This is a genomic window from Blastochloris viridis, assembly GCF_001402875.1.
Taxonomy (GTDB): Bacteria; Pseudomonadota; Alphaproteobacteria; order Rhizobiales; family Xanthobacteraceae; genus Blastochloris; species Blastochloris viridis.
In genome coordinates this window covers 988,311-1,012,489 of sequence record NZ_CP012946.1, presented here as the reverse complement: position 1 = coordinate 1,012,489, position 24,179 = coordinate 988,311, and the positions used below count along the sequence as shown (strand labels likewise).

The window sequence follows — 24,179 nt, the reverse complement described above, 5'->3', positions numbered from 1 at the left end:
GATACCTGCCTTCATTATCAGACTTCGCGAAACTGGATGGCGTAAAGGTTGGCGTACTTGCCCTTCGCCGCCAGCAGCCGGTCGTGGCGGCCGTGCTCGACCACCCGTCCGGCCTCGACCACGCAGATCTCGTCGGCAGCGACGATGGTCTGCAGGCGATGGGCGATGACGATGGTGGTGCGGCCGCGCATCAGTTGCTCCAGCGCCCGCTGCACCTCGCGCTCGCTCTCGCTGTCGAGCGCGGCGGTGGCCTCGTCGAGCAGGATGATCGGCGCATTCTTGAGCAGGGCGCGGGCGATGGCGATGCGCTGGCGCTGGCCGCCCGACATCTGGGTGCCGAGTTCGCCGACCTGGGTGTCGTAGGCGCGGGGAAAGGCCATGATGAAGTCGTGGGCGTAGGCCGCCTTCGCCGCCGCCTCGATCTCGGCCTGGGTGGCGCCGTGGCGGCCGAACGCGATGTTCTCACCCACCGTGCCGGCGAACAGGAAAGTATCCTGCGAGACGAAGGCGCAAGCATCGCGCAGCGAGGCGAGCGACACTTCGGCGATGTCCTGGCCGTCGATGGTGATGCGGCCGGACCCGAGCGGCCAGAACCGCTGCACCAGGTTGACGACGGTGGTCTTGCCGGAACCGGACGGGCCGACCAGCGCCGTGGTCTTGCCGGCCTCGGCGACGAAGGTGAGATCGCGCAGCACCGGCTCGTGCGGGCGGTAGCCGAACGTGACCTTGTCGAACTCGATACGGCCGCCCGAAACCTGGAGCGCCGGCCGGCCCGGCGGATCGAGCTCGTCCGGCGGCACGTCGATGATGTCGAACAGGAGCTGGGTACCGACCAGCGCCGCCGACAAATCGACGTTGAGCTTCGCCAGCCGCCGTGCCGGCTCGTAGGCCAGCAGCAGCGCGGTGATGAAGGAGAAGAACTCACCCGGGGTCTCGCCGCCGCGGATGACGTTGTGGCCGGCATACATGATGACGAGGGCGATCGCGATGCCGCCCAGCGTGTCCGACAGCGGCACCGGGCGGGAGGCAACGTTGGCGATGCGGTTGGCGGCGTGCTCGACCTCGACGACGTGGTGGACCATGCGCGCCCGCATGGCCTGCTCCAGCCGGAAGCTTTTGACCACCCGGATGCCCTGGACGGTTTCCTGCAGCGCCGACACCACCCCGACCGTGCCGGCCACTTCGCGCGGCACCACCTTCTTCACCCGCTTGACGTAGCCCTTGACCACGAAGGCCGCGATCGGCATCGCCACCAGCGCGATCAGCGACATGGTCGGGTCCTGGACGATCATCACCACGACCAGGGCGACCAGGGTGAGGATGTCGCGGCCGATCGAGGTGGCGAGCAGGTTGAGCACGTCGCGGGTGGAGGTGGCGCCCTTCTGGATGCGGCCGACCAGTTCCCCCGACGTCACATTGGCGTAGAAGCCGACGCCCTGGCCGAGCAGGCGGTCGAACACCCTGGTCTGGGTCTCGGCGATGATTCGGTTGCCGATGTGCGCCAGCACCACGGCGTGGCCCCAGCTGGCGAAGCCCTTGACCACGAAGATCGCGATGACGACGCCGGACAGCCACCAGATTGCAGCATAGTTGGCCTCGACGAAGATGCGGTTGATGACGTCGCGCATCAGCCAGGCGGCGAGCGCGGTCATGGCCGCCACCACCGCCATCAACGCAAGCGCGATCAGGTAGCCGCGGAGGTGCTGGCGGCCCTGGTCGAGCACCAGGCGCTTGATCAGCGGCCAGGATCCGGCGTCGAGCTTGGGTTTGGGCGGTTGGGACGGCGTGGCTTGCGGTGCGTTCATCGTCGGGCTTTTAGCATGGATGGCGAGGCGCCCGGCAATTGGTTATGAACAAGCATGCCCGATCCGCTCCGTGTCGCCATCGTCCTGCCCCGCCACATGAGGTTCTCATGGCGCGGTGCGACGTCGATTGACCTCGTGGCGCACGATCTTGCTCTGTTCAGCCGCCACCGCTCGACCACCGTGGTGGTGGCCGAACTGATCGACGACCCGTTCGACGACGTCGCCATGGTGCCGTTCGCGCGCTGGCCGCTGGAGCCGCACGCGGTGCTCGGCTGGCGCCTCGGCCGCCGGGTGATGGTCCGCGGACTCGATATCGTGGTGGTACACCAGCACCTGCCGACCGCAGCGGCCTTGGCGTTCGCAGTGGCGCCGGTACCGGTGGTGCTGCACACCCACGGCTGGCCCAAGCCACCGAAGAACCCGCTCGACTACTGGCACCGCCACCGCCTGCTCGGCCGATTCGCCTCCGTCGTGCTGGTGTCGGAGGCATGCCGCAAGGCCTTCGTCGAGACCTGGGGATCCGCTATTCCCGCCCGCGCGGTGCCGAACGCGCTCGATCTCACCACCTGGCGGCCGGCGGCCGAGCGTCAGCAGACGATCGCGATGGCGGCCCGGCTGGCGCCGGAGAAGGGCATGCTTGAGGCGGCCCAGGCGCTGGCGAGGGTACTGCCGGAGTTGCCCGGCTGGCGGGCCGAGCTGTTCGGCGCCATGGGCGACCGCCACCCCGACTACGCCGCGGCGGTTACCGCCGCGCTCGCCCCGCTCGGCGAGCGGGTGGTGATGCACGGCGACCGTCCCCACTCCGAGGTGCAGGCCGCGTTCGAAAAGGCGGCGATCGCGCTGGTGCCGTCCAAGGTGCGGGAGGCGTTCGGCCGCACCGGGCTCGAGGCCTTTGCCGGCGGCGCCGCGCTGGCGGCAAGTCCGGTCGGCGGCCTCGCCGAGCTGATCGAGGGCTGCGCCCTGCCCTTGCCGGAGGTCAGCGCCGAGGCCATGGCCGAGGCCATCCGAAAGCTGGCCAGCGATGCCACGCTGCGCGCCGACCTTGCCGCCAAAGGCCACGCCCGCACCAAAGGCTTCGACATCCGCGCCGCCGCCGCTGCCTATGACGACATTCTGGAAGCGGCGGCCCGCAGATGAAGTCCGTCCTCGTCGTCCCGGAGCGAGCGCAAGCGAGCATCCGGGACCGTTCGGCGAGGGCGCATCTCTTTCTGGCGACGATCCCGGACAGCGCCGGATGCTGCGAATCCGGCGCTGTCCGGGATGACAAAGCCGTGAATGGATCACACCCGCGACGACGGCCGCGACCTGAGCCGGGCGATCAGCGGCGGCAGGCTGTAGAGGTGGCGCATCGCGAATGGACCGCGGGCGGCCACCCGGCCCTCGACGGTGATCGCCACCATCCAGGTGCCGGCCTCGCGGGCGCCGACGATGTCGTCGAGGCTGTCGCCGACCATCATCACCTCGCGCGGCTTTGCCTTTTCCAGCGCCATGATCCGGCGCAGGTTCTCGGCCTTGGAGCCCGAGCTGCCGAGGATGCCGTCGAACAGCGGCGCCCAGCCGCGCTTGCGCACCACCGCCACAAGGTCGCGATCGGGCGTGCCCGAGCTCAGCCACAGCCTGAACCCCTGCCGCTTCAGCGCCGCCAGCGTCGTCCGCGCACCGTGGCGGATCGGACAGCAGCGGATGCGGTTCTCGCAGCAGTGGCCGTAGCGGGCGGTGAGCCGGCGCGCCAGCGCCATGGTCTCAGCGGCGTCGGCGTCCGGCTTCAGCCGCCGCGCGGTCTCCGCGAAGATGCGGTAGCGGTCGCCGCCCAGCGCACGGGCGGCGGAAAGCGCATCCTCGCCACCCGGCTGCCCGGCCACCGCGACGTGGAAGCAGACGTCCTTGATCGGGTTGCTGTCGACCAGCGTCCCGTCGAAATCGAACACAACGACCCTGATCATGCCGGCCCGCCGATCCCCATAAGCAGTCCATCATCCCGAGCCGAGCACCGCGCCGGCCCGAGGCAGTCGTTCGACCGCCTCGCTCATACCCCGTGATAGTCGCGGTACCAGGCGACGAAGCGCTCGACCCCGACCTCGATCGGCGTGGCGGGTGCGAAGCCGACGTCGCGCGCCAGCGCGTCGACGTCGGCGCAGGTTTCCGCAACGTCGCCCGGCTGCATCGGCGCCAACTCGCGGATGGCCTTCTTCCCCAGCGCCGCCTCCAGCACATCGACGAGATGGAGCAGCTCCTCCGGGCGATGGTTGCCGATGTTGTAGACCCGATAGGGCGCGTTCGAGATGGCGGGATCGGGGTTGAGGTTCGACCACGCCGGGTCGGGCTGGGGCGGCCTTTCGGCGACGCGCACCACCCCCTCGACGATGTCGTCGATATAGGTGAAGTCGCGCCGCATCCTGCCGTGGTTGAACAGCTGGATCGGCTGACCGGCCAGGATGGCCTTGGTGAAGATCCACATCGCCATGTCCGGCCGGCCCCACGGCCCATAGACCGTGAAGAACCTGAGGCCGGTGGTCGGCAGCCGGTAAAGGTGGCTGTAGGTATGGGCCATCAGCTCGTTGGCCTTCTTGGTGGCGGCGTAGAGGCTGATGGGGTGATCGACCGGATCCGATGTCGAAAACGGCGTCTTGCCGTTGGCGCCGTAGACCGAGGATGACGATGCGTAAGCAAGATGGCCGACGCCAGCGTGGCGGCACCCCTCCAGCACGTTGAGGAACGCCACCAGATTGGCATCGATATAGGCGTGCGGGTTGGTGAGCGAGTAGCGCACCCCGGCCTGGGCGGCGAGGTGGATCACCGTGCCGGGCTTGACCTCGTCGAACAGCCGCGCGGTGCCGTCGCGGTCGGCCAGGTCGAGCTTCTCGAACGAGAACGCGTTGTGCGGCTGAAGCGCCGCCAGCCGCGCCTCCTTGAGGCGCGGATCGTAATAGGCGTTGACGTTGTCGACGCCGACCACCCGCCGCCCCTCCGCCAGGAGCCGCCGGGCGACGTGAAAGCCGATGAACCCGGCAGAGCCGGTCAGCAGAACTGTTTCGGAAGCCATGGGTCGCTGGTGTTCCCGCCTTGCGGACGAAACCGGGGGCATCGCCCCCGCCAGCCGGAGCGCGAAGGGCTGCTGCCGCGCGCCGGAGGATTTCCATCCGGAGACAATACCTTATCGGCCGATTGGTCCGGGCGTCCACCGACGCCGGGGCCGGACCGCCGGCCGAGCGCGCGGCGAAGCTAGTGGCTGGCAGCGGCCGGCGCAACCGCAGCCGCAGCGATTGACGGCCGCGGACATGGCGCTTACCCCGCGGTGAGACGAGACGGCAACACGGGTGGGCGGCATGGATGGCGGGCTGGATCGGGCGATGCTTGCGGGAAGCGTCGCGGTGCTTGGTGCCGTGGCCGCCCTGGTCTGCGCGCTGGCCATCGCGGCGCTCCACCCACTGCTGGTGCGCTATGCCCTCGCCCGCCCCAACGCCCGCTCCAGCCACGTCACCCCGACACCACAGGGCGCCGGCGCCGCGGTGGTGGCGGTGGTGGCGGTGTTCGGCCTTGCCGCCAGCGTTGTGCTCGGCCTTCCCGGCGAGCGGCTGACCATGCTGTTCGCCGCCGCCGTGCTGCTGGCGGCGATCGGCGCCGCCGACGACATCCGGCCGCTGCCGACGCTGCCCCGCCTCGCCGCCCAGTTCATGGCGGTGATCGCGGTGGTGACGACGCTGCCGGACGGCGCCCGCGTGCTGCCGATGCTGCCGGAACTGGCCGAGCGGGCGCTGATCACCGTCGCCGGCGTGTGGTTCGTCAACCTCACCAATTTCATGGACGGCCTCGACTGGATGACGGTCGCCGAGTTCGTGCCGGTCACCGCGGCGCTGGCGCTGATCGGCGTCGTCAGCGCCACCGACCCGGAAACGACGCTGGTGGCGGCGCTGCTGTGCGGCGCGCTGCTCGGCTTTGCCCCGTTCAACAAGCCGGTGGCCAAGGTGTTTCTCGGCGACGTCGGCAGCCTGCCGATCGGGCTCATCGCCGGCTGGTGCCTCCTGAGCCTTGCCGCCGCCGGCGGGCTGGCGGCGGCGATCCTGCTGCCGATGTACTACCTCGCCGATGCAACCCTGACGCTGCTGCGGCGACTGGCCCGTGGCGAAAAAGTATGGGAAGCTCACCGCACTCACTTCTACCAGCGCGCGACCGCCAACGGCTTCAGCGTCCGGGCGGTGGTTGGTCGGGTGTTCGTGCTGAACCTGGTGCTGGCGGCGCTCGCCACCCTCAGCCTCGCCCTGCCGGCACCCTCGCTCCAGGCTGGCCTGGTTGCGGTCGGCGCGGTGGCCGTGAGCGCGGTGCTGGCGACCTTCGAGCGGACCAACGCGGCATGACCATTCTCGTCACCGGCGCCGGCGGCTTCATCGGCCGGGCGCTGGCCCCCGCGCTGGCGGCTGCGGGGGCGCAAGTCCGGGCGGCGGCCCGCCATCCCGCCAAGCTGCCGTCTCAGCCGGGTGTCGCCGCGGTCGCCCTGCCCGACCTCGCCGCTGCCGCCGACTGGGCGCCGCTGCTCGACGGCGTCACCCACGTGGTCCACCTTGCCGGCATCGCCCACGCCATGGGCGGCGTCGCCGACGCCTCCTATGACGCCGTCAACGCCCGCGCCACCGCCACGCTGGCCGAAGCGGCGGCGGCACGCGGCGCCAAGCTGGTGTTTGTCTCATCGGTGCGGGCGCAGTCCGGCCCGGTCGCCGACACCGTCCTCACCGAGGCCGATCCCCCCCGCCCGACCGACGCCTACGGCCGCTCCAAGCTGGCCGGCGAGCAGGCGGTCGCAGCGGCCAGCGGTCGCAACGTCATTTTGCGCCCGGTGCTGGTGTATGGCCCCGGCGTGCGCGGCAACATGGGCGCGCTGATCCGCCTTGCCATGACGCCGTGGCCGCTGCCGTTCGGCGCCTTCTCCAGCCTGCGCTCGCTGTTGGCGCTTCAAACCTGCGTCGCCGCCATCGGCTGGGCGCTGGAGGCGCCGCGCGCCGAGGGCGAGACCTTCCTGGTGGCGGACCGCGCGCCGATCGCATTCGCCGATCTGCTCGCCACCCTGCGTCAAGGGCTCGGCCGCGGTCCGGGCCTGGTGGCGGTGCCGCCGTCCTGGCTGCTCGGCGCGCTGCGCCTCGCCGGCCGGGGCGCCGCGGCCGACCGCCTCGGCGGCACGCTGGTGGTCTCGACCGACAAGCTTGCCGCCCACGGTTTTTGCTGGCCGGTGGACACCCGTGCCGCGCTCACCGCAACGATGCGGGCCTATCGCGACGGGCTTCCCGCCTGAACCGACCCGGCTTCGCGGACCGTCACCCGCATCCACACTGCCACCAGCGCGATCGTCGCCAGCCACCACACCTGCCAGGCGCCGTGGCTGACATAAGCGACGGCGAACAGGCTGGCGAACGCGGCCAGCGCGAAGGCCCGCGTGGCGCCGGGCAGAGCGGCGACCAGCCGCCCGACCAGCACCAGCACCACCGCGAGCAACGCCGCGCCGACCGCGCCGAGTTCGACCCACACCTGCAACACGGCGTTGTGAGTGTGGCCGGCGGTGAGCGGATTGAAGGTTTCGGCGGGAAGAAGCTCGATCGGCCGCACCTCGGCGAGATGGCGCGAGGCCTGAAGGCCGTATCCGGCGAGCCAGCGGTCGGACACCGCCTCGGCGAAGCGGTGCCAGATCTGGACGCGCTCCCAAGCGCTGGCCTTCAGCACGCTGTGGAGGGCACCGGGGATGAGGTCGCCGGCCCGCTCCATCAACACCGGCGTCGCCGCCACCAGCGCGACCATGGCGGCGGTCACCAGCCACACCGCGGCGCGCCCGAGCAGCCAGGCCAGCGCGAACGCCACCGTGCCGGCGAGGATCCCCAGCACCGATGCCTGCGCCACCGACACCAGCGTGACCGCGACCACCAGCGCGTATAGCCCGGCGGCCGCCCAACGCCAGCCGCGCGCCGACAGCGCCAGTGCCGCCGGCCACACCAACACCGCCACCGCAATGACCGCGTGGTTGAGCCGCGACATCGACAGCATCGCGCCGGTCAGGGTGCGGAGCGGCGCGTCGAGCCGCAGTTCGACCGCCGCCAGCACCGCGGCCAGCGTCACGCCGGCTGCCAGCCACAGCCCGGCCCGCGCGACGGCCGCCGCGGGGACTGCGGCCAGCCCGACCGCGGCGGTGGCGGCCACCAGCGCGATCTGGCCGGCGACGCCGAGGCTGTAGAGCGGGCGCGGCGCCCACAGGGCGCTGACGGCGATCCAGCCCATCAGAAGGCAGAACGCGATGCCGAGCGGGGTCGCCGCCCCGGCGCGGATCGACCGGCCGAGTTCGGGGCCGCGGCCGTCGGCGGCCAGCGCCGCAGCGGCGAGCACGAAACCGGCCGGCGCGGTGACTTGGGTCGACTGGCTGGCGAGGATCAGCAGGCCGGGCGCAACGATGCCGAGCAGAACGACCGCCGCCACCGCCGCCGGATTCGCCAACTTCGCCTCAGCGCCCATCGGGAACCTCTCGCCCGTTCACAACCGCCACAGTTCGACGCCCTCCGGCTTTGCTGCCGGATCGAGGCACCATTTGACGTCCATCACCACGCCCCGGCGGTCGCGCAACAAGCCGAGCACCAGCGGCCACTGCTTGGCCGCGAATGCCTCGTGCGCCACCGCCAGCACCACGGCATCGGCGGGCTGGAGGTCGGCGAACGATTTGAGCTGGATGCCGTATTCGGCATGCGCCGCCGCGGCGTCGGCGAAGGGATCGTGCACGTCGACCTTAAGCCCGAACTGCTGCAGGCCGCGGACGATGTCGACCACCTTCGAATTGCGCAGGTCCGGTACGTTTTCCTTGAAGGTGAGCCCGAGCACGACCACCCGGCCACCCGCCACGCCGCGGCGCATCAGCAGCCGGGCGCATTCCTGCGCCACCCTGCCGCCGACGCCGTCATTGATGCGGCGCCCGGCCAGGATCACCTCGGGCCGGTAGCCGGCAATCTCGGCACGGTGGGTGAGGTAGTAGGGGTCGACGCCGATGCAGTGGCCGCCGACCAGCCCCGGCGTGAACGGCAGGAAGTTCCACTTGGTGCCGGCCGCGGCCAGCACCTCGCCGGTGTCGATGTCGAGGTGATGGAAGATCACCGACAGCTCGTTCATCAACGCAATGTTGAGGTCGCGCTGGGTGTTCTCGATCACCTTGGCGGCCTCGGCGACCTTGATGCAGGAGGCGCGGTGCACCCCGGCGGTGACCACCGAGCCGTAGACCGCGCTGACCACGTCGAGCGTCGCGGCATCCTGGCCCGACACCACCTTCCTGATGGTCTCGAAGCGGTGCGTCCGATCGCCCGGATTGATCCGCTCCGGGCTGTAGCCGACCGTGAAGTCGGCCGGCGCCTTCAATCCCGACACCCGCTCCAGGATCGGCAGGCAATGCTCCTCGGTGGCGCCGGGGTAGACCGTCGACTCGTAGACGACGATGTCGCCCGTCTTCAGCACGCGCCCGACCGTCTCGGAGGCCTTGGCCAGCGCCGTCAGGTCCGGACGGCGCGCCTCATCGATTGGCGTCGGCACCGTGACGATGAAGAAGTCGCAGGCCCCGAGCTCGTCCGGGCGGGTGGTGAATCGTATCCGGGCGGCGGCGAGGTCGGCGGCCTCGACCTCGCGAGTACGGTCGCAGCCGGCCCGGAGCTCGTCGACTCGCGCCGGGTCGATATCGAAACCGACGGTGGTGTGCCCGGCGCGTCCGAACGCGATCGCCACCGGCAGACCGACATACCCAAGGCCGACGACGCCGATGCGCCGTCCGTGAGACGGCGCTGCCGGCCCTGTTGATACCATGTTACTCATCCACTGCGTTCTGGCACGCCTCCCAGGCTATGCCGAGCCGGCGCCTCGCCTGTCAACCAAGCTCGGGGAGCCGGGACACTGTCTGGTACAGTTCCACGATATCGCGGCCGATCCGCTCGGCCGCGAACACCTCAACGGCGAGACGGCGACTCTCGGCCGCAAAAGCGGCGCGCAGGCCGGGATCGCCGGCAAGACGCTGGATCGCGGCAGCCAGGGCGTCGGCATCGTCGACCGGAAAGGTCAATGCGTTGACGCCGTGGCGGGCGACCTCGCGACAGCCCGGCGTGTCGGTCGCGATCAGCGCCCGGCCGCACGCCGCCGCCTCCAGGAGGCTCAGCGGCAACCCCTCGCGGCGGGAGGCCAACACCCCGATGTGCGCCCGTTTCCACACCGTGCGGATGTCGGACACGTGGCCGAGCCATTCCACCCCCGGCTCGCGCGCCCAGCCTTCGACCTCCGCCGCCGGGATGCTGGCGGGGTTGGAGGGGTCCGGCTGGCCGGCCAGCAGCAGGCGCGGCGCCTGGCCGCTGGCGCGCAGCTTGCGGTGGGCTTCGATCAATGTACGCACGCCCTTGTCGTCGAGCATGCGGCCGACATAGGCGACGGTGACCGGCCCCGCCGGTTCCGGCGAGGGTTGCAGCCAGTCGACGTCGACCCCCGACCCCGGCACCATGGCGACGCGTCCGGCCTTGACGCCAAGCCGCTCGACTGCGTCGCGGTCGTCCGGATTCTGCACCAGCACGAGCGACCGGTTCCCGGTCAGCAGCAGGGGCAGCAGCTTGAGCAGCAGCCAGGCGGTCAGGCTGCGCGCCACCCCGTGCTGCGCGGTGAACATCGCGCCCAGCCCGGTGAGCGCGTTCACCGCCGGGATCGACAGCCCGATCGCCGCCAAGGACCCCACCACCACCGACTGCAGCGCAACATGATGGGCGAGCGCCGGGCGAATGTCGCGATAGCGCGCCCGCACTGCCGCCACCGCGGCCAGCAGGTGATGCGGCCGGATGCTGCCCCGCCTCAAGTCGGTCGGGTGCAGGATGAATCCTTCCGCCTCGATCGCAGCGCCGTGGCGATCGACCCGGGTCACGACATGGACTTCATAGCCGGCCGCCTTGGCCGCACGGGCCATCGGCATCCGGTGCGAGATGAAGTACCAATCCTCGGTGACGAGATAGACGAGACGGGGCGCGGACATTCGGTCAATCACCGCAGAACGGCGTACGAATAGATGTCATAGAGGCCGAGCTTCAGCACCGCAAACGGCATTTGCCTCCGAAACATCGGACGTGCCATGTCAGGCGCGGGCCTTGATCGCCTTCGCCAGGAGGTCGATCTTGTCGTCTTGGCTTTTCCCTTTCGGAATGGTTCCAAGCGGCGCCGGCGCCCTGGAGGCCGGAAAACCGGCCCAACCGCCTTGCGCCTGTCGATCGCCGGCACGCCGTCCGACTTTCGGGCAATGGTCGCCAACGCGGCATGGTGGATTGTACGTGTATTGTCCCGATGGAGCCGAGCGCCAATGTGCTTGAGGTTCTCCCGCCCGCTGCCTGTTGCGGCCGTGCCTGGGCTCGGCTGCGGTGTTCTTCGTTGTCCCGCCCCGGCTGACCTCGCATGAAACTCGCTCTTTCGTCGGAGTTTCCGCTGGCGCTGTGCAGCGCGGCGGTGGAAATCGCCCCGCTGCCGCCCGAGCGGCTGTTGGCGCTGGCTGCCGAGCCGGCCGCCGCCTTCCTGGCGCCCGGCGGCGATGCCTGGGTCGGGCTCGGCGCGGCGCGCTGGCTGGGCGGCGACTTTGAGGACACCGCCGCCCTTTGGGCGGGGGTGGCCGACGACAGCCCCGGCGCGCCAGCCCCGGTGGCGCTCGGCGCCCTGCCGTTCCGGCTCGGCGAAACGCCCGATGCGCTGTGGCGCGGCCTGGTGCCCGGCGGGGTGATTCTGCCGGAACGGCTCTACATTCAGCAGGACGGTCGGGCCTGGTTGCGGCTGACGCTGCCGGCGCGCGAAGCCGGCGCGCTGCCGCACCGGCTGGCCCGCGGCGCCGCGGCGCTGGCGGCGCTGCCGGCGATCGAGGCCGAACCGCTGCCAGGCCTGACGGAACTGGACGAGGGCGATGCGCCACAGCGTTACGCGCAGGCCGTAACTGAGGCGGTAACCCGAATCCGCGCCGGCGAGCTGGACAAGGTCGTGCTCGCCCGCCGCATGCGCGTGGCGTTCGACACTGCGCCGGCACCGGCGGCAGTGCTCCGGCGGCTGTCCGAGCGGCATCCCGGCGCCGTGCGCTACGCCTGGCGTTACGCCGGCAAGGTCTGGCTTGGCGCCACCCCGGAATCGCTGGTGCGCCAGGATGGCCGCCGCCTCAGCACCGAAGCGTTGGCGGGCACCCGCACGCCCGAGCGCGCCGCCGAGCTGCTGGCCTCGGCCAAGGAACGGCTCGAGCACGCCATCGTAGTCGACGCCGTCCGCAACGCCATCGCACCGCTGGTCCACGCCTTGCCGCCACCGGCCGCGCCGGTGATCCGGCAGTTGCGCGGTCTCGCCCACCTCCACACCCCGATCGAGGCGACGCTGCGGGAGGATGCCGATTTCCTCGCTTTGGTCAGGGCACTGCACCCGACCCCGGCGGTGTGCGGCCTGCCGACCGACCGCGCCGCAACGCTGCTCGCCGCGCTCGAGCCGCAGCCGCGCGGGCTCTACGCCGGTCCGGTGCTGCGCATGGCGGCGGACGGCTCGGGCCACGCCGTGGTGGCATTGCGCGGCGCGGTGCTCGACGGCCGCTTCGCCGTGGTGCCGGCCGGCGCCGGCATCGTCGACGGCTCCGACGGCGAGGAGGAGTTGGCCGAGACCCGCACCAAGCAGCGCACCGTGCTGGATGCACTCCGGGGCAATTCGTGAGCGACCTCCACACCGCCTGGGCGCGGCTGTTCGCCCGGTCGCTGGCCCACAGCGGCGTCGGCCATGCCGTGATCAGCCCCGGCTCGCGTTCGACCCCGCTGGCGTTGGCGTTGGCGCGGGTGCTTGCGGTCACCGTGCTGCACGACGAGCGCGCCGCCGCCTTCTTCGCCCTCGGCCAGGGCCGCGCCAGCGGCCGGCCCTCGGTGGTGCTGGCCACCAGCGGCACGGCGCCCGGCCACTGGCTGCCGGCGGCGATGGAGGCGCGCGAAGCCGGCATCCCGCTATTGCTGCTCTCGGCCGACCGGCCGTGGGAGGTCCAGGACGCGCAAGCCTCGCAGACGACCGACCAGACCCGCCTGTTCGGCTCCAACGCCCGCGCCTTCTTCGATCTTGGCGTGCCGGACCCGCACCCCGCCGCCTTGGCCGCGGTGCCACGCATCGCCGCCCAGGCGGTGCTGGCGACGCGCTACCCGCTGGCTGGCGCGGTCCACGTCAACGCCCGCTTCCGCAAGCCGCTGGAGCCGCAGCCCTCAGGCGGCGACGAGCCGTGGCGACCGCGCTATGACGCCATCGCCAAAGCCGGCGCGCCGCGGCTGATCCCGCCGCGGCCGGCGCCCGCCCCCGAAGCGGTGGCGCTGCTGGTCGAGACGGTGCGCGCCGCCCCGCGCGGGGTGGTGGTGGCCGGGCCGCTGCCGGCGCCGGACGCGCCCGCCTTGCGCAAAGCCGTGGCGCGGTTCGTCAAAGCCAGCGGCTACGTGCTGCTGGCCGAGGCCACCAGCCAGCTGCGATTCGGGCTTGAAACCCGCATGGTCGGCGCCTTCGACGCTTTGCTGCGGGCGCCGGAGCTGCGGGCCGCGCTGCACCCCGACCTCGCCATCGAGATCGGCGCCCCGGCAGTGTCCGGGCAATGGCTGGCGTGGATCAGCGGAGTTGACGCGCCGGCCCGCATCGTGCTGCCCGGCGAGCGCCCGGCCGATCCGGTCGGCGGCGCCCGCGCCATGCTGCTCGGCCCCATCGCCGCGCTGCTGGAGGCCGCCGCGGCAGAACTTGAAGCGCCCCCCCCCGCCAGCCGCTACGCCGAGACGTGGCGAACCGCCGAGGCCGCCGCCTGGACCGCGCGCCAGCGCGCCGCCGCGGGCCGCGCGACCGGCGCGCTGCACGAGCACGAGGTTGCCCCCATCCTGTGCGCGGCGCTGCCGGCCGGCGGCGTGCTGATGGTCGGCAACTCCAACCCGGTGCGCGACCTCGACCACGATGTGCCACCGGGGCCGACACCGCTGGCGGTGCTGCACCAGCGCGGCGCCGCCGGCATCGACGGGCTGATCGCCGGCGCCGCCGGCGCCCGCACCGTGCTGGAAGGCCCGCTCACCGTGCTGCTCGGCGACGTCGCCGCGCTGCACGACGCCGGTGGGCTCGCTGCTGCCGCCGCCGTCAAGGGACCGCTGGCGATCGTGGTCATCCACAATGACGGCGGCCGCATCTTCGAGCGCCTGCCGCTCGGCCGCGACCCGGCGCTGGCCGAGGACTGCGAAACGCTGTTCGTCGCCGGCCACGGCCGCGCCTTCGATGGCCTCGCCGCCACCTTCGGCCTCGGCTATGCCCGCGTCGACACCCCCGACGCCCTCGGTGGAGCGCTGAACGAAGCGCTGGCCGCCGACCGGCCGATGCTGATCGAGGCCCGCGTCGCGGCGGGTGGCAGCGCCGCCCGTGCCGCGCTGCTCGCCGCCATGGCCAAAGCCGGCGCTGCCGCGTTGGACGCGCCACGGTGACCCCCGGCCATCACCCCGGCGCGCTCCATCCGGCCAAGGGTGCCGGCGGCCCGCCGCTGGTGCTGCTGCACGGCTTCCTCGGCACCCCGGCAGCATGGGAGGCGGTGCTGGACGCGATGCCCGATCACGGCGCGGCGTGGTGCCCGTGGCTGCCCGGCCACGGCCCGGCTGCGCCACACCCCGGCAGCTTCGAAGCCACCGCGGCGTGGATCGCCGAATCGCTGCCGGCCGGCGCCATTCTCGCCGGCTATTCGCTCGGCGCCCGCCTCGCGCTCGGGGCGGCGCTGCATCGGCCCGGCGCCGCCCGCGCCACCGTTCTGCTCGGTGGCCATGTCGGCCTGTCCGATCCGGCCGAGCGGGCGCAGCGTGCCGAGCTCGACGCCGCGCGCGCCAGCACCCTCAAGCGCGACCTCGAAGCCTTCGTCGACGCATGGGAGGCGCTGCCGCTGTTCGCCAGCCAGCACCGCCTGCCGGCCGAGACGCTGGCGAAGCAGCGTTCGGCCCGGCTGGCGCACGACCCGGACCGCCTCGCCTGGGCGTTCGAGGTCGCCGGCCTCGCCCACATGCCCGACTATCGCGCCGCCATCGCCGCAACCTGCCGGCCCTTGTGCTTTCTCACCGGGGCGCGCGATACACGGTTTTCCGCGCTTGCCGCTGCTGTCGTCCGGCCGCCGTTCGTGACGCATGGAATCGTTGCCGACGCCGGCCATAACCTGCTGCTGGAGGCACCCGCCGCGGTCGCCGCCGCTCTCGGCCCCTGGATGGAAACACAATGACCGACGTCACCTGGACCCTTTGCGACAACGGCTACACCGACATCGTCTATGACAAGGCCGAGGGCATCGCCCGCGTCACCATCAACCGTCCCGAGGTGCGCAACGCCTTCCGGCCGCAAACGGTGCAGGAGATGCTGCACGCCTTCTCCGACGCCCGCGACGATGGCGACATCGGCGTCGTCATCCTGCGCGGCGCCGGCGACCTCGCCTTCTGCTCGGGCGGCGATCAGCGCGTGCGCGGCGAGGGCGGCTATGTCGGCGACGACGGCGTGCCCCGCCTCAACGTGCTCGACCTGCAGCGGCTGATCCGCACCCTGCCCAAGCCGGTGATCGCCTCGGTGGCCGGCTACGCCATCGGCGGCGGCCACGTGCTGCACCTGATCTGCGACCTCACCATTGCCGCCGACAATGCCCGCTTCGGCCAGACCGGCCCGCGAGTCGGCTCGTTCGACGGTGGCTATGGCGCCAGCTACATGGCGCGCATCGTCGGCCAGAAGAAGGCCCGCGAGATCTGGTTCCTGTGCCGGCAGTACGACGCCAAGCAAGCGCTGGAGATGGGCCTCGTCAACACCGTGGTGCCGCTGGCCGAGCTGGAGGCGGAAACCGTCAAGTGGGCGCGGGAGATGCTCGCCAATTCGCCGACCGCCCTGCGTTTCCTGAAAGCGGCGCTGAATGCCGACTGCGACGGCCAAGCCGGCTTACAGGAGCTTGCCGGCAGCGCCACGCTGCTGTTCTACCTCTCCGAGGAAGGCAAGGAGGGCAAGCGCGCCTTCCTGGAAAAGCGCCCGCCGGACTTCAAGCAGTTCAAGCGCTTTCCCTGAACATTTATTCCCCAACGGCGGGAGCCGGGTTTGCGGAATTAAATGTTGAAATTCAAAAACTTCGACCATCCGATCCGAGGCAGTGAGATCGGATGGTGTTCGCCTGCGGTATTTGAAGATCACGTCGTGGTCTTCCAACACCGAGGCAAAAGCCCAACCGGAGGCCCGACCGCGCGTGACATCGCCGCTTCGCCTGTTCCTTGAAGCGCCCCGCCGGGTCGAGGCCGCCCGCGTTGTTGTGCGCGGCACGCTGCGGACGCGCGAAGCGGTGCGGATCGCCCTGCGCGACTCCGGCGGCGGCGTCGGCCACGGCGAGGCGCTGCCGCTGCCCGGCTATAGCGCCGACACCGCGCTTCAGGCCGAGCTGGCTTTGGCGGCGGCGGCGGCGCGGGCCCGGACGGTCGGCGGGCTGGCGCTGCCGGACGACGGCCTCGCCCCGGCAGCCTATCTCAACGCCGCGCTGGTGCCGTTCGACACGCTGCTGACGACTACGCCGAGCGCGCGTTTCGCGCTGGAATGCGCCCTGCTCGGCCTTCTGGCCGGCCGCGCCGGCGTCAGCGCCGCGCAATGGCTGGCCGGCCGGCGGGCGCTGCATCAGGTCGCGGTCAGCGTGCTGCTGCCCGACGACGACAGCGCCGTTGCCGCGGCCGGTGCCGCCGCCGCGCGCGGCCACACCGTGCTGAAGCTGAAGATCGCGCTGCCCGGCCGCAGCGCCGCCGACGAGGAAGCGCGCATCGCCGCGGTGCGCGCCGCCGCCGACGCGGCGAGCCGGCCCGGCGCGGTGCGGCTGCGGCTCGACGCCAACGGCGCGCTGCCCCCCGCCGAAGTCGCGGCGCGGCTCGCCGCGCTGGCGGGCTTCGGCATCGAGCTGGTCGAGGAGCCCTGCCCCGCCCCCGCCCTGCGTACGCTGCCGCTGCCGTGGGCGGCGGACGAATCGCTGGCCGACCCGGCGCTCGCCGCCGCCTTGCTGGCGCGGCCGCCCGGCCGCGGCCCGGCGGCGCTGGTGCTGAAGCCCGCAACGCTCGGCCTCGCCCGCTGCCTCGATCTGGCGGACGCCGCCAACGCCCGCGGGCTCGGCGTGATCGTGACCCATGCTTTCGACGGCGACCTCGGCTTTGCCGCCGCAAGGGCGCTGGCCGCGGCGCTGCCGGCGCCGCCTTTGCCATGCGGCCTCGCCCCTCACCCCGGCCTGTCCCGCCGCTGGCCGAATGGCCCCGTTCTCGCCGCGCCGACCGCGGCCGGGCTCGATCTGCCCGAGGCCACCGTCGAGACAAGATCATGACCGCCGCGCCGGCCACGCTCGGCGACGCGCTGCGCGACGCCGCACGCGAGGCCCCCGGCCGGCCGGCGCTGGTCGGTGACGCCGGCACACTGACCTGGGCCGAACTCGCCGAGCGGGTGGCCGCCGTCGCCGCCGGCCTGCGCGCCCTGGCGGAGCCGGACGGCGGCCCGCCGCGCCCGAACGCGCTGGCGCTGCGCCCGGACCGCGACGACGTCGTCGTGCTGCTCGCCCACGCCAGCGCCGGCATCCCGCTGGTGCCGCTGCACCCGGCGCTGCCGGAGCCCGACGCGGCGCGGCTGGCTGCTGCCGCGGACGCCCGCCGCCTGACGGTGGCCGCGGCGGTGGATGGCGCCCGCCCGCCCGCGGCGACCGCGGCGGTAGGTATGCCCGTGCCGGACCTGTTCCTGGTCGCCACCTCCGGCTCCTCCGGCACGCCGAAGATCGCCCGGCTGCCCCATCGCGCTGTGCTCGCCGCTGCTGCCGCGCTCAACCGGCGCCTGCCGTTCGGCCCCGACGATCGCTGGATCCTGACGCTGCCGCTGTCGCACGTCGGCGGCCTGTCGGTGATCAGCCGCTGCGTTTGCGCCCGCAGGCCCATCGTGCTGGTGCCGCGATTTTCCGAAGCAGCAGTGTTCACCGCCATCGCCCGCGACGGCGGCACCCGGCTGTCCGCGGTGCCGGCGATCGCCGACCGCCTGCTCGCGGCCGGCGACGGCGACCAGCTTCGGCGCCTCAGCCTGATCATGCTCGGCGGACAGGCGGCGCCGGCGGCGCTGCGCCGCGCCCTGGCCGAGGCCGGCGTGCCGGCGGTGGCAAGCTACGGCCTGACCGAGAGCTGCGCCGCCGCCACTTGCGAATCGCCGGCGGAGGCCGGACAGCTCAGGCCAGGCTCGGGGCACCCGCTCGCCGGCGTCACCATCACCATCGCCGACGACGCCGGGCGCCCGCTGCCGGCCGGAACGCCGGGGCGTATCCTGTTGCAAAGCGAGGGGCTGTTCGCTGGCTATCTCGGCCGGCCCGACCTCGCCCCCCGCGACGACGCCGGCCGCTTCGACACCGGCGATCTCGGCGCCCTCGACGACGCCGGCCGGCTCCACGTCGAGGGCCGCCGCGCCGAGGTGATCGTCACCGGCGGCGAAAAGGTGGTGCCCGGCACCGTGGAGGCGGTGCTGCGCGAGCACCCGGCCGTGCGCGAGGCGGTGGTGTTCGGCCTGCCCGACCCGCGCTGGGGCGCGATTATCTGCGCCGCCGTGGAGGGGCCGCCCGGCCTGCACGCCGATTCGGCACTGGCGGCGCTGATCGCGGCGCGGCTGCCGCCATGGGCGCGGCCACGCCGGCTGGCGACGCTCGACCGCCTGCCGCGCCTTGCCAACGGCAAGGTCGACCGCAGCGCCGTGCCGGCGCTGGCCGCGCCGGCCCTCAAGCCGCCACCGCCCCAATGATCCACCGCGCTTTCCCCGGTTTCGGTGCGTTCGGGTCGAAAACCGGGCCGGAGTTGCTTGCACCGCCCGGTGCCTTGTGGCAGTAGGGGCAAACACGACGCGCGACACGTTGCGTCGGCGCCCGCTGCCGTAGCTCAGTGGTAGAGCACTCCCTTGGTAAGGGAGAGGTCCACAGTTCAATCCTGTGCGGCAGCACCATTTAAGCAAACAAAATCATACACATAACGAAACGCCGATCTTCCGCTGCGTGCCATGGAACGGCGCGGAACGGCAGAACAAATCGTCATTCGGCGCGTCTTTGGGTGCGAAATCCGTGCAGTCGGGAGGATGAAGATGACCATTGGCCCGCGTCGATACCCTGAACGCGTCAGCGAAAGCGCCCTCCGCCGCGACGGAACCAAGCCGATACTCTAAACTTTTCAGCTATCGTGGTTTTGCCCGCAAGTCCGCGGCGCGCTCTTCGCGTGCAAAGCCGGATGCGAGGCCGAGGAAACGCGATGGTTCTCGCAGGCCTGATCGGCCGGCCACCTTGCCGATGCTGCGTTCGGAGCGGCCACGCGGATCGCTCGCGAGCGGGCGACTGCTGGCGGCGCGGCGCCACCTACCGGTTTATTGAACGGATTCGCGCGGCTTTAACCCCTGATGGTGAAACATCGCTGACAGGTTGCCGTCCCCAACGCAGCGCGGACTGAACAGGCCATGTGTGGCTTTGCTGGCTTCCACGGACACCCCGACACCGCCGCACCACCGGCGGTGCTGCTCGGGTCGATGATCCGGACCATCGCGCACCGCGGCCCGGACGCGCTCGGCCTCCACGTCGGCGACAGCGTCGGCCTCGCACACGCACGGCTCAGCATCATCGATCTTGCCGGCGGCGCCCAGCCGATGGCCGATGGCGACGGCGAACTCTGGGTCTCGTTCAACGGCGAGATCTTCAATTACGTCGAGTTGCGCGCGGAGCTGATCGCGCGCGGTCACCGCTTCCGCACCGCGTCCGACACCGAGGTCATCCTCGAAGCCTACCGCGCCTTCGGTCCGGCCTGCGTCGCGCGCTTCAACGGCGACTTTTCCTTCGCGCTGTGGGACGGCCGGCAGCGCCGCCTGCTGCTGGCCCGCGACCGCGCCGGAGTGCGGCCGCTGTTCTATGCCACGCGCGGCGGCTGCCTCTATTTCGGCTCCGAGATCAAGTCGCTGCTGGCGGTGCCCGGCATGACGGCCGCCATCGACCCGATCGCGCTCGACCAGACCCTGACGTTCTGGTTCCCGCTGGCGCCGCGCACCATCTTCAAGGACATCTCCGAACTGCCGCCCGGCCACATCCTGCTCGCCGAGGGCGAGCGGGTGCGGGTCGAGCCGTATTGGCGGCTGTCGTTTCCCGACGCCCACGACCCCGGCGGGCTCGACCGGCGCGATCCGCGCGACATCGCCGACGAACTCCGGGCGCTGCTGTTCGACGCCACACGGATCCGCCTTCGCGCCGACGTGCCGGTCGGCGCCTATCTCAGCGGCGGGCTCGATTCCTCCATCATCACCGCCATCATGAAGCGGCTGGCACCCGACCGGCTGCGGACCTATTCGCTGGCGTTCGAGGACGCCGAATTCGACGAGCGCGTGTTCCAGCTGGCGATGGCCGAGGCGCTCGGCACCGACCACCACACCGTGCTGGCGACCGAGGCCGACATCGCACGCTGCTTCCCCGACATCGTCGCCCACGTCGAGCAGCCGCTGGTGCGCACCGGCCCGGCGCCGCTGTTCCTGCTCGCCAAGTTCGTCCGGGCGCAGGGCCTCAAGGTGGTGCTGACCGGCGAAGGTGCCGACGAGGTGTTCGCCGGCTACGACATCTTCAAGGAAGCCAAGCTGCGGCGGTTCTGCGCCGCGCAGCCGGGATCCAAACGCCGGCTGTTGCTGCTGCAGCGGCTCTATCCCTACCTGCCGCGCCTCAAGACCCAGTCGCAGAGCTACCGCGAGGCGTTCTTCGTCGGCGGCAGTGACGATCTCGCCGATCCGCTGTTCTCGCTCCTGCCGCGCACCCGGATGACCCAGGGCGCGAAGGCGTTCTACACCGCCGAGCTGCGCGACCGGCTCGCCGGCTACGACGCGCTCGCCGACCTGCGCGAGCGGCTGCCGGCCGACTTCCCGCGCTGGCACCCGCTGTCGCAGGCGCAGTACCTGGAAATGGCATTCCTGCTGCCGGGCTATATCCTGTCGTCGCAGAGCGACCGCGTGGCGATGGCGCACGCGGTCGAGAGCCGCTTCCCGTTCCTCGACCCGCGGCTGATCGATTTCGCCGGCCGCCTGCCGCCGCAGCTCAAGCTGCGCGTGCTGCGCGAAAAGCACATTCTGCGCGAGGCGACGCGCGACCTGGTGCCGGCCATGATCGCCGACCGGCCCAAGCAGCCCTATCGCGCACCCGAAGGCCGCGCATTCGTCGGCCCGGCGGCGCCGCCCTATGTCACCGACATGCTTGCACCGGCCACGCTCGCCAAGGTCGGGCTGTTCGCCCCCGCCGCCGTCGACAAGCTGGTGCGCAAATGCACCGGCGGCCGCCTGGTTTCCGCGCGCGACAACCTCGCGCTCACCGCAATCTTGTCGACCCAGTTGCTGGCGCAGCGGTTCGTCCGCCGGACGAGCGCTTCCGCCGAGCCACCCCAGGCAGCCTAGAGGGAGCCGCCATGCCGACCACACGCCGCGCCAAAATCCGCCAGTTCATCGAGGACAATTTCCTGTTCCGCGAGGACCGCACCGCCATCGACGACGCGGAGTCGCTGATCGACGCCGGTCTTATCGACTCCACCGGCATTCTCGAACTGGTCGCCTTCCTTGAGGAAGAGTTCAGCATCGCCGTCGCCGATGGCGATGTCGTCCCGGAAAATCTCGACTCCATCGAGCGCATCGACGCCTACGTCGCCCGGCGAGCCCAAGCGGCCACGGCGGCCTGAGCGCGCTATCGCCGCCACCGCCGGGGTCAGGAGACCGATATGCGGGTCGAAGACTTCCTCATCGCCAGCGCAGCGGCGCAGCCCGACAAGATCGCGCTGATCGCGGGCGAGCGACGGCTGAGCTATCGCGACCTCGACCACGCGTCCGACCGGCTGGCGGCGGCGTTGATCCGCCACGGCATCCAGCGCGGCGACCGCGTGGTGGTGTTTCTCGACAATTGCGCCGAGGCGGTGATCGCGATCTTCGCCGCGCTCAAGGCCGGGGCGGTGTTCTGCCCGATCAACCCCTCGACCAAGGCCGAAAAAGTCGCCTTCCTGCTCAACGATTGCCGCGCCAGCGCCCTGATCACCGGCGGCCGCCTCGGCGCGGTGGCGCACAAGGCCATCGCATCGTCCGCCACCGTCAAGGTGACGGTGGTCGCCAACGCCATGGGCGATGTCCCGGACCGCTGGCTGCGGCTCGAGGACGCGCTCGCCGCCGCGTGTGCGCCACCGCCCAGACCCGGCATCGGGCTCGACCTGGCGATGCTGATCTACACCTCGGGCTCGACCGGATTGCCCAAGGGGGTGATGATGACGCACCAGGCCATCGTCGCCGCCGCCACCGCCATTGCGAGCTATCTCGGCAACACCGCCGACGACATCGTGCTCAGCGTGCTGCCGGTCTCGTTCAATTACGGCCTTTACCAAGTGCTGGTGACGGTTAAGACCGGCGCGACGCTGGTGCTGGAGAAGTCCTTCGCGTTCCCGCAGGCGGTGCTGCAGAAGGCCGCAGCGGAACACGTCACCGGCCTGCCGCTGGTGCCGACCATGGTGGCCGTGCTGCTGCGGATCGAGGACTTCGGCCCCGGTCGGCTGCCGCATTTGCGTTATCTCACCACCGCCTCCGCGCCGCTGGCGCCCTCGCAGCTCACGCGGCTCGCCGAGCGATTCCCCGACGCCGAGTTGTTCTCGATGTACGGCCAGACCGAGTGCACCCGCGGCACCTATCTGCCGCCGCACGAGCTCAAGGCGCGCCCGGACTCGGTCGGCATCGCCATTCCCGGCACCGAGGCCACCGTGGTGGACGACGACGGCCGGCCGGTTGCACCCGGCGTCGTCGGCGAACTGGTGATCCGCGGCCCGCACGTGATGAAGGGCTATTGGGAGAACCCCGAGGCGACGGCGCGGTCGCTGCGGCCCGGCCCGTTCGAATGGGAAAAGGTGCTCCACACCGGCGATCTGTTCCGCACCGACGCCGCGGGCTTTCTCTATTTCGTCAGCCGCAAGGACGACATCATCAAGACCCGCGGCGAGAAGGTGAGCCCGAAGGAGGTCGAGACCGTGATCCACGCCCTGCCCGGCGTGCACGAGGTCGTCGTCGTCGGCATCGACGATGCCGTTCTCGGCACCGCGATCAAGGCGATCGTGGTGGCCGAGCCCGGCGCGCTGACCGGTCAGGATGTGATCCGCCACTGCGCCCGCCACCTTGAGGACTTCATGGTCCCCAAGGAGGTGGAGTTTCGCGACACCCTCCCCAAATCCGACAACGGCAAGATCGATCGCCGTGCTGTGACGACCCCCGCGCTGGAGGCTGCGACATGACCTTATCCGCAATGGCCGGCACCGACCGGCCCGGCGTCCCGCCGCAGCGTCCGTTCGGCCCGGACGTGCTGGCGATCGACGCCGCGGCAGAAACCGCCCGCATCGCCGAACTGGTCCGAACCCAGGTGCTGCGCACCCTGCGCCGGCGCGGCGCCGTGGTCGGGCTGTCGGGCGGCATCGACTCCAGCGTCACCGCCGCGCTGTGCGTACGGGCGCTCGGTCCGGACAAGGTGCTGGGGCTGTTCATGCCGGAGAAGGACTCCGAGGACGACAGCCTGCGGCTGGGCCGGATGCTGGCCGAACAGCTCGGCATCAAGGCCGTGGTCGAGGACATCGCGCCGGCGCTGGAGGCGGCCGGCTGCTACCGGCGGCGCGATGCGTTCATCCGCAGCGTGGTGCCGGAGTTCGAAGCAGGCTGGAGCTGCAAGGTCACGATCGCCGACGTGCTCGGCGGCGGCTATCACCTGTCGTCGCTGGTGGTGCAGTCGCCGGGCGGCGAGCAGCGCACGGTGCGGCTGCCGCTGGAGGCCTATCTCGGCATTGTCGCCGCGACCAACATGAAGCAGCGCACCCGCAAGCAGCTCGAATACTACCACGCCGACCGCCTCGGCTTTGCGGTCGCCGGCACGCCCAACCGCCTGGAGCACGACCAGGGCTTCTTCGTCAAGAACGGCGACGGCGCCGCCGACTTCAAGCCGATCGCCCATCTGTTCAAGACCCAAGTCTACCAGCTGGCCGAGCACCTCGGCATTCCGGAGGAGATCCGGCGGCGGCCGCCCACCACCGACACCTGGTCGCTGCCGCAGACCCAGGAGGAGTTCTATTTCTCGCTGCCGTACGACCGCATGGACCTGTGCCTCTACGCGCTCGACCACGCCGTGCCGGCCGACGTGGCGGCGCCGGCGCTCGGCTTGTCGGTCGAGCAGATCGAGCAGGTGTGGCGCGATATCGCCGCAAAGCGCCGCGTCTCGGTCTATCTGCACGCCGCGCCGCTGCTGGCCGGACCGGCGGGCTGAACCCGATGCGCCGCCGTGGGAACCCGCGCGCCATTTCG

Annotated in this window: 19 protein-coding genes and 1 tRNA gene; 14 read left to right on the top strand and 6 right to left on the bottom strand. The window is 71.5% G+C overall.

Annotated features, from left to right (window positions below):
- Positions 1–17 precede the first annotated feature (17 nt).
- The gene (locus tag BVIR_RS04540; protein WP_055036626.1) at positions 18–1,805 is read right to left on the bottom strand and encodes an ABC transporter ATP-binding protein; all 1,788 of its coding nucleotides are present in this window, start codon (positions 1,803–1,805) and stop codon (positions 18–20) included.
- A 54-nt stretch (positions 1,806–1,859) separates the two neighbouring features.
- On the opposite strand from BVIR_RS04540, the gene BVIR_RS04535 reads away from it, so the two are divergent.
- On the top strand, positions 1,860–2,942 hold the full coding sequence (locus tag BVIR_RS04535; protein ID WP_055036625.1) for a glycosyltransferase family 4 protein: 1,083 nt from the start codon (positions 1,860–1,862) through the stop codon (positions 2,940–2,942).
- 143 nt (positions 2,943–3,085) lie between these two features.
- Here BVIR_RS04535 and BVIR_RS04530 read toward each other — a convergent pair whose 3' ends face one another.
- Together BVIR_RS04530 and BVIR_RS04525 are read right to left on the bottom strand one after the other, a co-directional pair.
- On the bottom strand, positions 3,086–3,748 hold the full coding sequence (locus BVIR_RS04530; RefSeq protein WP_055036624.1) for an HAD family hydrolase: 663 nt from the start codon (positions 3,746–3,748) through the stop codon (positions 3,086–3,088).
- A gap of 83 nt (positions 3,749–3,831) precedes the next feature.
- Positions 3,832–4,848 carry an NAD-dependent epimerase gene (locus tag BVIR_RS04525; RefSeq protein ID WP_055036623.1) on the bottom strand — a complete coding sequence of 339 codons (1,017 nt, stop codon included), beginning with the start codon at positions 4,846–4,848 and terminating at the stop codon, positions 3,832–3,834.
- 307 nt (positions 4,849–5,155) lie between these two features.
- Between BVIR_RS04525 and BVIR_RS04520 the strand changes: the two genes are divergently transcribed.
- Positions 5,156–6,160, top strand: coding sequence for an MraY family glycosyltransferase (locus BVIR_RS04520; protein WP_055036622.1), 1,005 nt, complete (start codon positions 5,156–5,158; stop codon positions 6,158–6,160).
- Positions 6,157–7,089 (top strand): NAD-dependent epimerase/dehydratase family protein, encoded by a 933-nt coding sequence (locus tag BVIR_RS04515; RefSeq protein WP_055036621.1) that lies wholly within the window; start codon positions 6,157–6,159, stop codon positions 7,087–7,089. Before BVIR_RS04520 ends, BVIR_RS04515 begins: the two co-directional genes overlap by 4 nt.
- On the opposite strand, the gene BVIR_RS04510 is transcribed toward BVIR_RS04515, so the two are convergent.
- The 3 genes from BVIR_RS04510 to BVIR_RS04500 form a co-directional block, all read right to left on the bottom strand.
- The gene (locus BVIR_RS04510; RefSeq protein ID WP_145911863.1) at positions 7,065–8,276 is read right to left on the bottom strand and encodes an O-antigen ligase family protein; all 1,212 of its coding nucleotides are present in this window, start codon (positions 8,274–8,276) and stop codon (positions 7,065–7,067) included. The genes BVIR_RS04515 and BVIR_RS04510 overlap by 25 nt on opposite strands.
- Positions 8,277–8,312: 36 nt before the next feature.
- Positions 8,313–9,620, bottom strand: coding sequence for a nucleotide sugar dehydrogenase (locus BVIR_RS04505; protein ID WP_055036619.1), 1,308 nt, complete (start codon positions 9,618–9,620; stop codon positions 8,313–8,315).
- A gap of 61 nt (positions 9,621–9,681) precedes the next feature.
- The gene (locus BVIR_RS04500) at positions 9,682–10,821 is read right to left on the bottom strand and encodes a glycosyltransferase family 4 protein (RefSeq protein ID WP_055036618.1); all 1,140 of its coding nucleotides are present in this window, start codon (positions 10,819–10,821) and stop codon (positions 9,682–9,684) included.
- Between the two features lie 413 nt (positions 10,822–11,234).
- Between BVIR_RS04500 and BVIR_RS04495 the strand changes: the two genes are divergently transcribed.
- The 11 genes from BVIR_RS04495 to nadE all read left to right on the top strand — a co-directional run bounded on the left by BVIR_RS04495 (position 11,235) and on the right by nadE (position 24,141).
- Positions 11,235–12,512 carry an isochorismate synthase gene (locus BVIR_RS04495; protein WP_055036617.1) on the top strand — a complete coding sequence of 426 codons (1,278 nt, stop codon included), beginning with the start codon at positions 11,235–11,237 and terminating at the stop codon, positions 12,510–12,512.
- Entirely contained in the window at positions 12,509–14,281 is a 1,773-nt protein-coding gene (menD, locus tag BVIR_RS04490; RefSeq protein ID WP_055036616.1) for a 2-succinyl-5-enolpyruvyl-6-hydroxy-3-cyclohexene-1-carboxylic-acid synthase, read from the top strand. The genes BVIR_RS04495 and menD overlap by 4 nt, the downstream gene beginning before the upstream one ends.
- Positions 14,278–15,057 (top strand): alpha/beta fold hydrolase, encoded by a 780-nt coding sequence (locus BVIR_RS04485; RefSeq protein WP_055036615.1) that lies wholly within the window; start codon positions 14,278–14,280, stop codon positions 15,055–15,057. Before menD ends, BVIR_RS04485 begins: the two co-directional genes overlap by 4 nt.
- Positions 15,054–15,878 carry a 1,4-dihydroxy-2-naphthoyl-CoA synthase gene (gene menB, locus BVIR_RS04480; protein ID WP_055036614.1) on the top strand — a complete coding sequence of 275 codons (825 nt, stop codon included), beginning with the start codon at positions 15,054–15,056 and terminating at the stop codon, positions 15,876–15,878. The genes BVIR_RS04485 and menB overlap by 4 nt, the downstream gene beginning before the upstream one ends.
- A gap of 175 nt (positions 15,879–16,053) precedes the next feature.
- Positions 16,054–17,160: an enolase C-terminal domain-like protein gene (locus BVIR_RS04475; RefSeq protein WP_169788580.1), complete on the top strand. Its 1,107-nt coding sequence runs from the start codon at positions 16,054–16,056 to the stop codon at positions 17,158–17,160.
- Complete coding sequence (locus BVIR_RS04470) at positions 17,157–18,602, top strand: class I adenylate-forming enzyme family protein (protein WP_055036612.1); 1,446 nt, start codon at positions 17,157–17,159, stop codon at positions 18,600–18,602. The genes BVIR_RS04475 and BVIR_RS04470 overlap by 4 nt, the downstream gene beginning before the upstream one ends.
- A gap of 123 nt (positions 18,603–18,725) precedes the next feature.
- Positions 18,726–18,800 (top strand) — tRNA-Thr (locus BVIR_RS04465).
- Positions 18,801–19,301: 501 nt separating this feature from the next.
- Entirely contained in the window at positions 19,302–21,263 is a 1,962-nt protein-coding gene (asnB, locus tag BVIR_RS04460) for an asparagine synthase (glutamine-hydrolyzing) (RefSeq protein WP_055036611.1), read from the top strand.
- A gap of 11 nt (positions 21,264–21,274) precedes the next feature.
- Positions 21,275–21,541: an acyl carrier protein gene (locus BVIR_RS04455; protein WP_055036610.1), complete on the top strand. Its 267-nt coding sequence runs from the start codon at positions 21,275–21,277 to the stop codon at positions 21,539–21,541.
- A 39-nt stretch (positions 21,542–21,580) separates the two neighbouring features.
- Positions 21,581–23,125 (top strand): class I adenylate-forming enzyme family protein, encoded by a 1,545-nt coding sequence (locus tag BVIR_RS04450; RefSeq protein ID WP_055036609.1) that lies wholly within the window; start codon positions 21,581–21,583, stop codon positions 23,123–23,125.
- Entirely contained in the window at positions 23,122–24,141 is a 1,020-nt protein-coding gene (gene nadE, locus BVIR_RS04445) for an NAD(+) synthase (protein WP_417852042.1), read from the top strand. The genes BVIR_RS04450 and nadE overlap by 4 nt, the downstream gene beginning before the upstream one ends.
- The last annotated feature ends 38 nt before the right edge of the window (positions 24,142–24,179 follow it).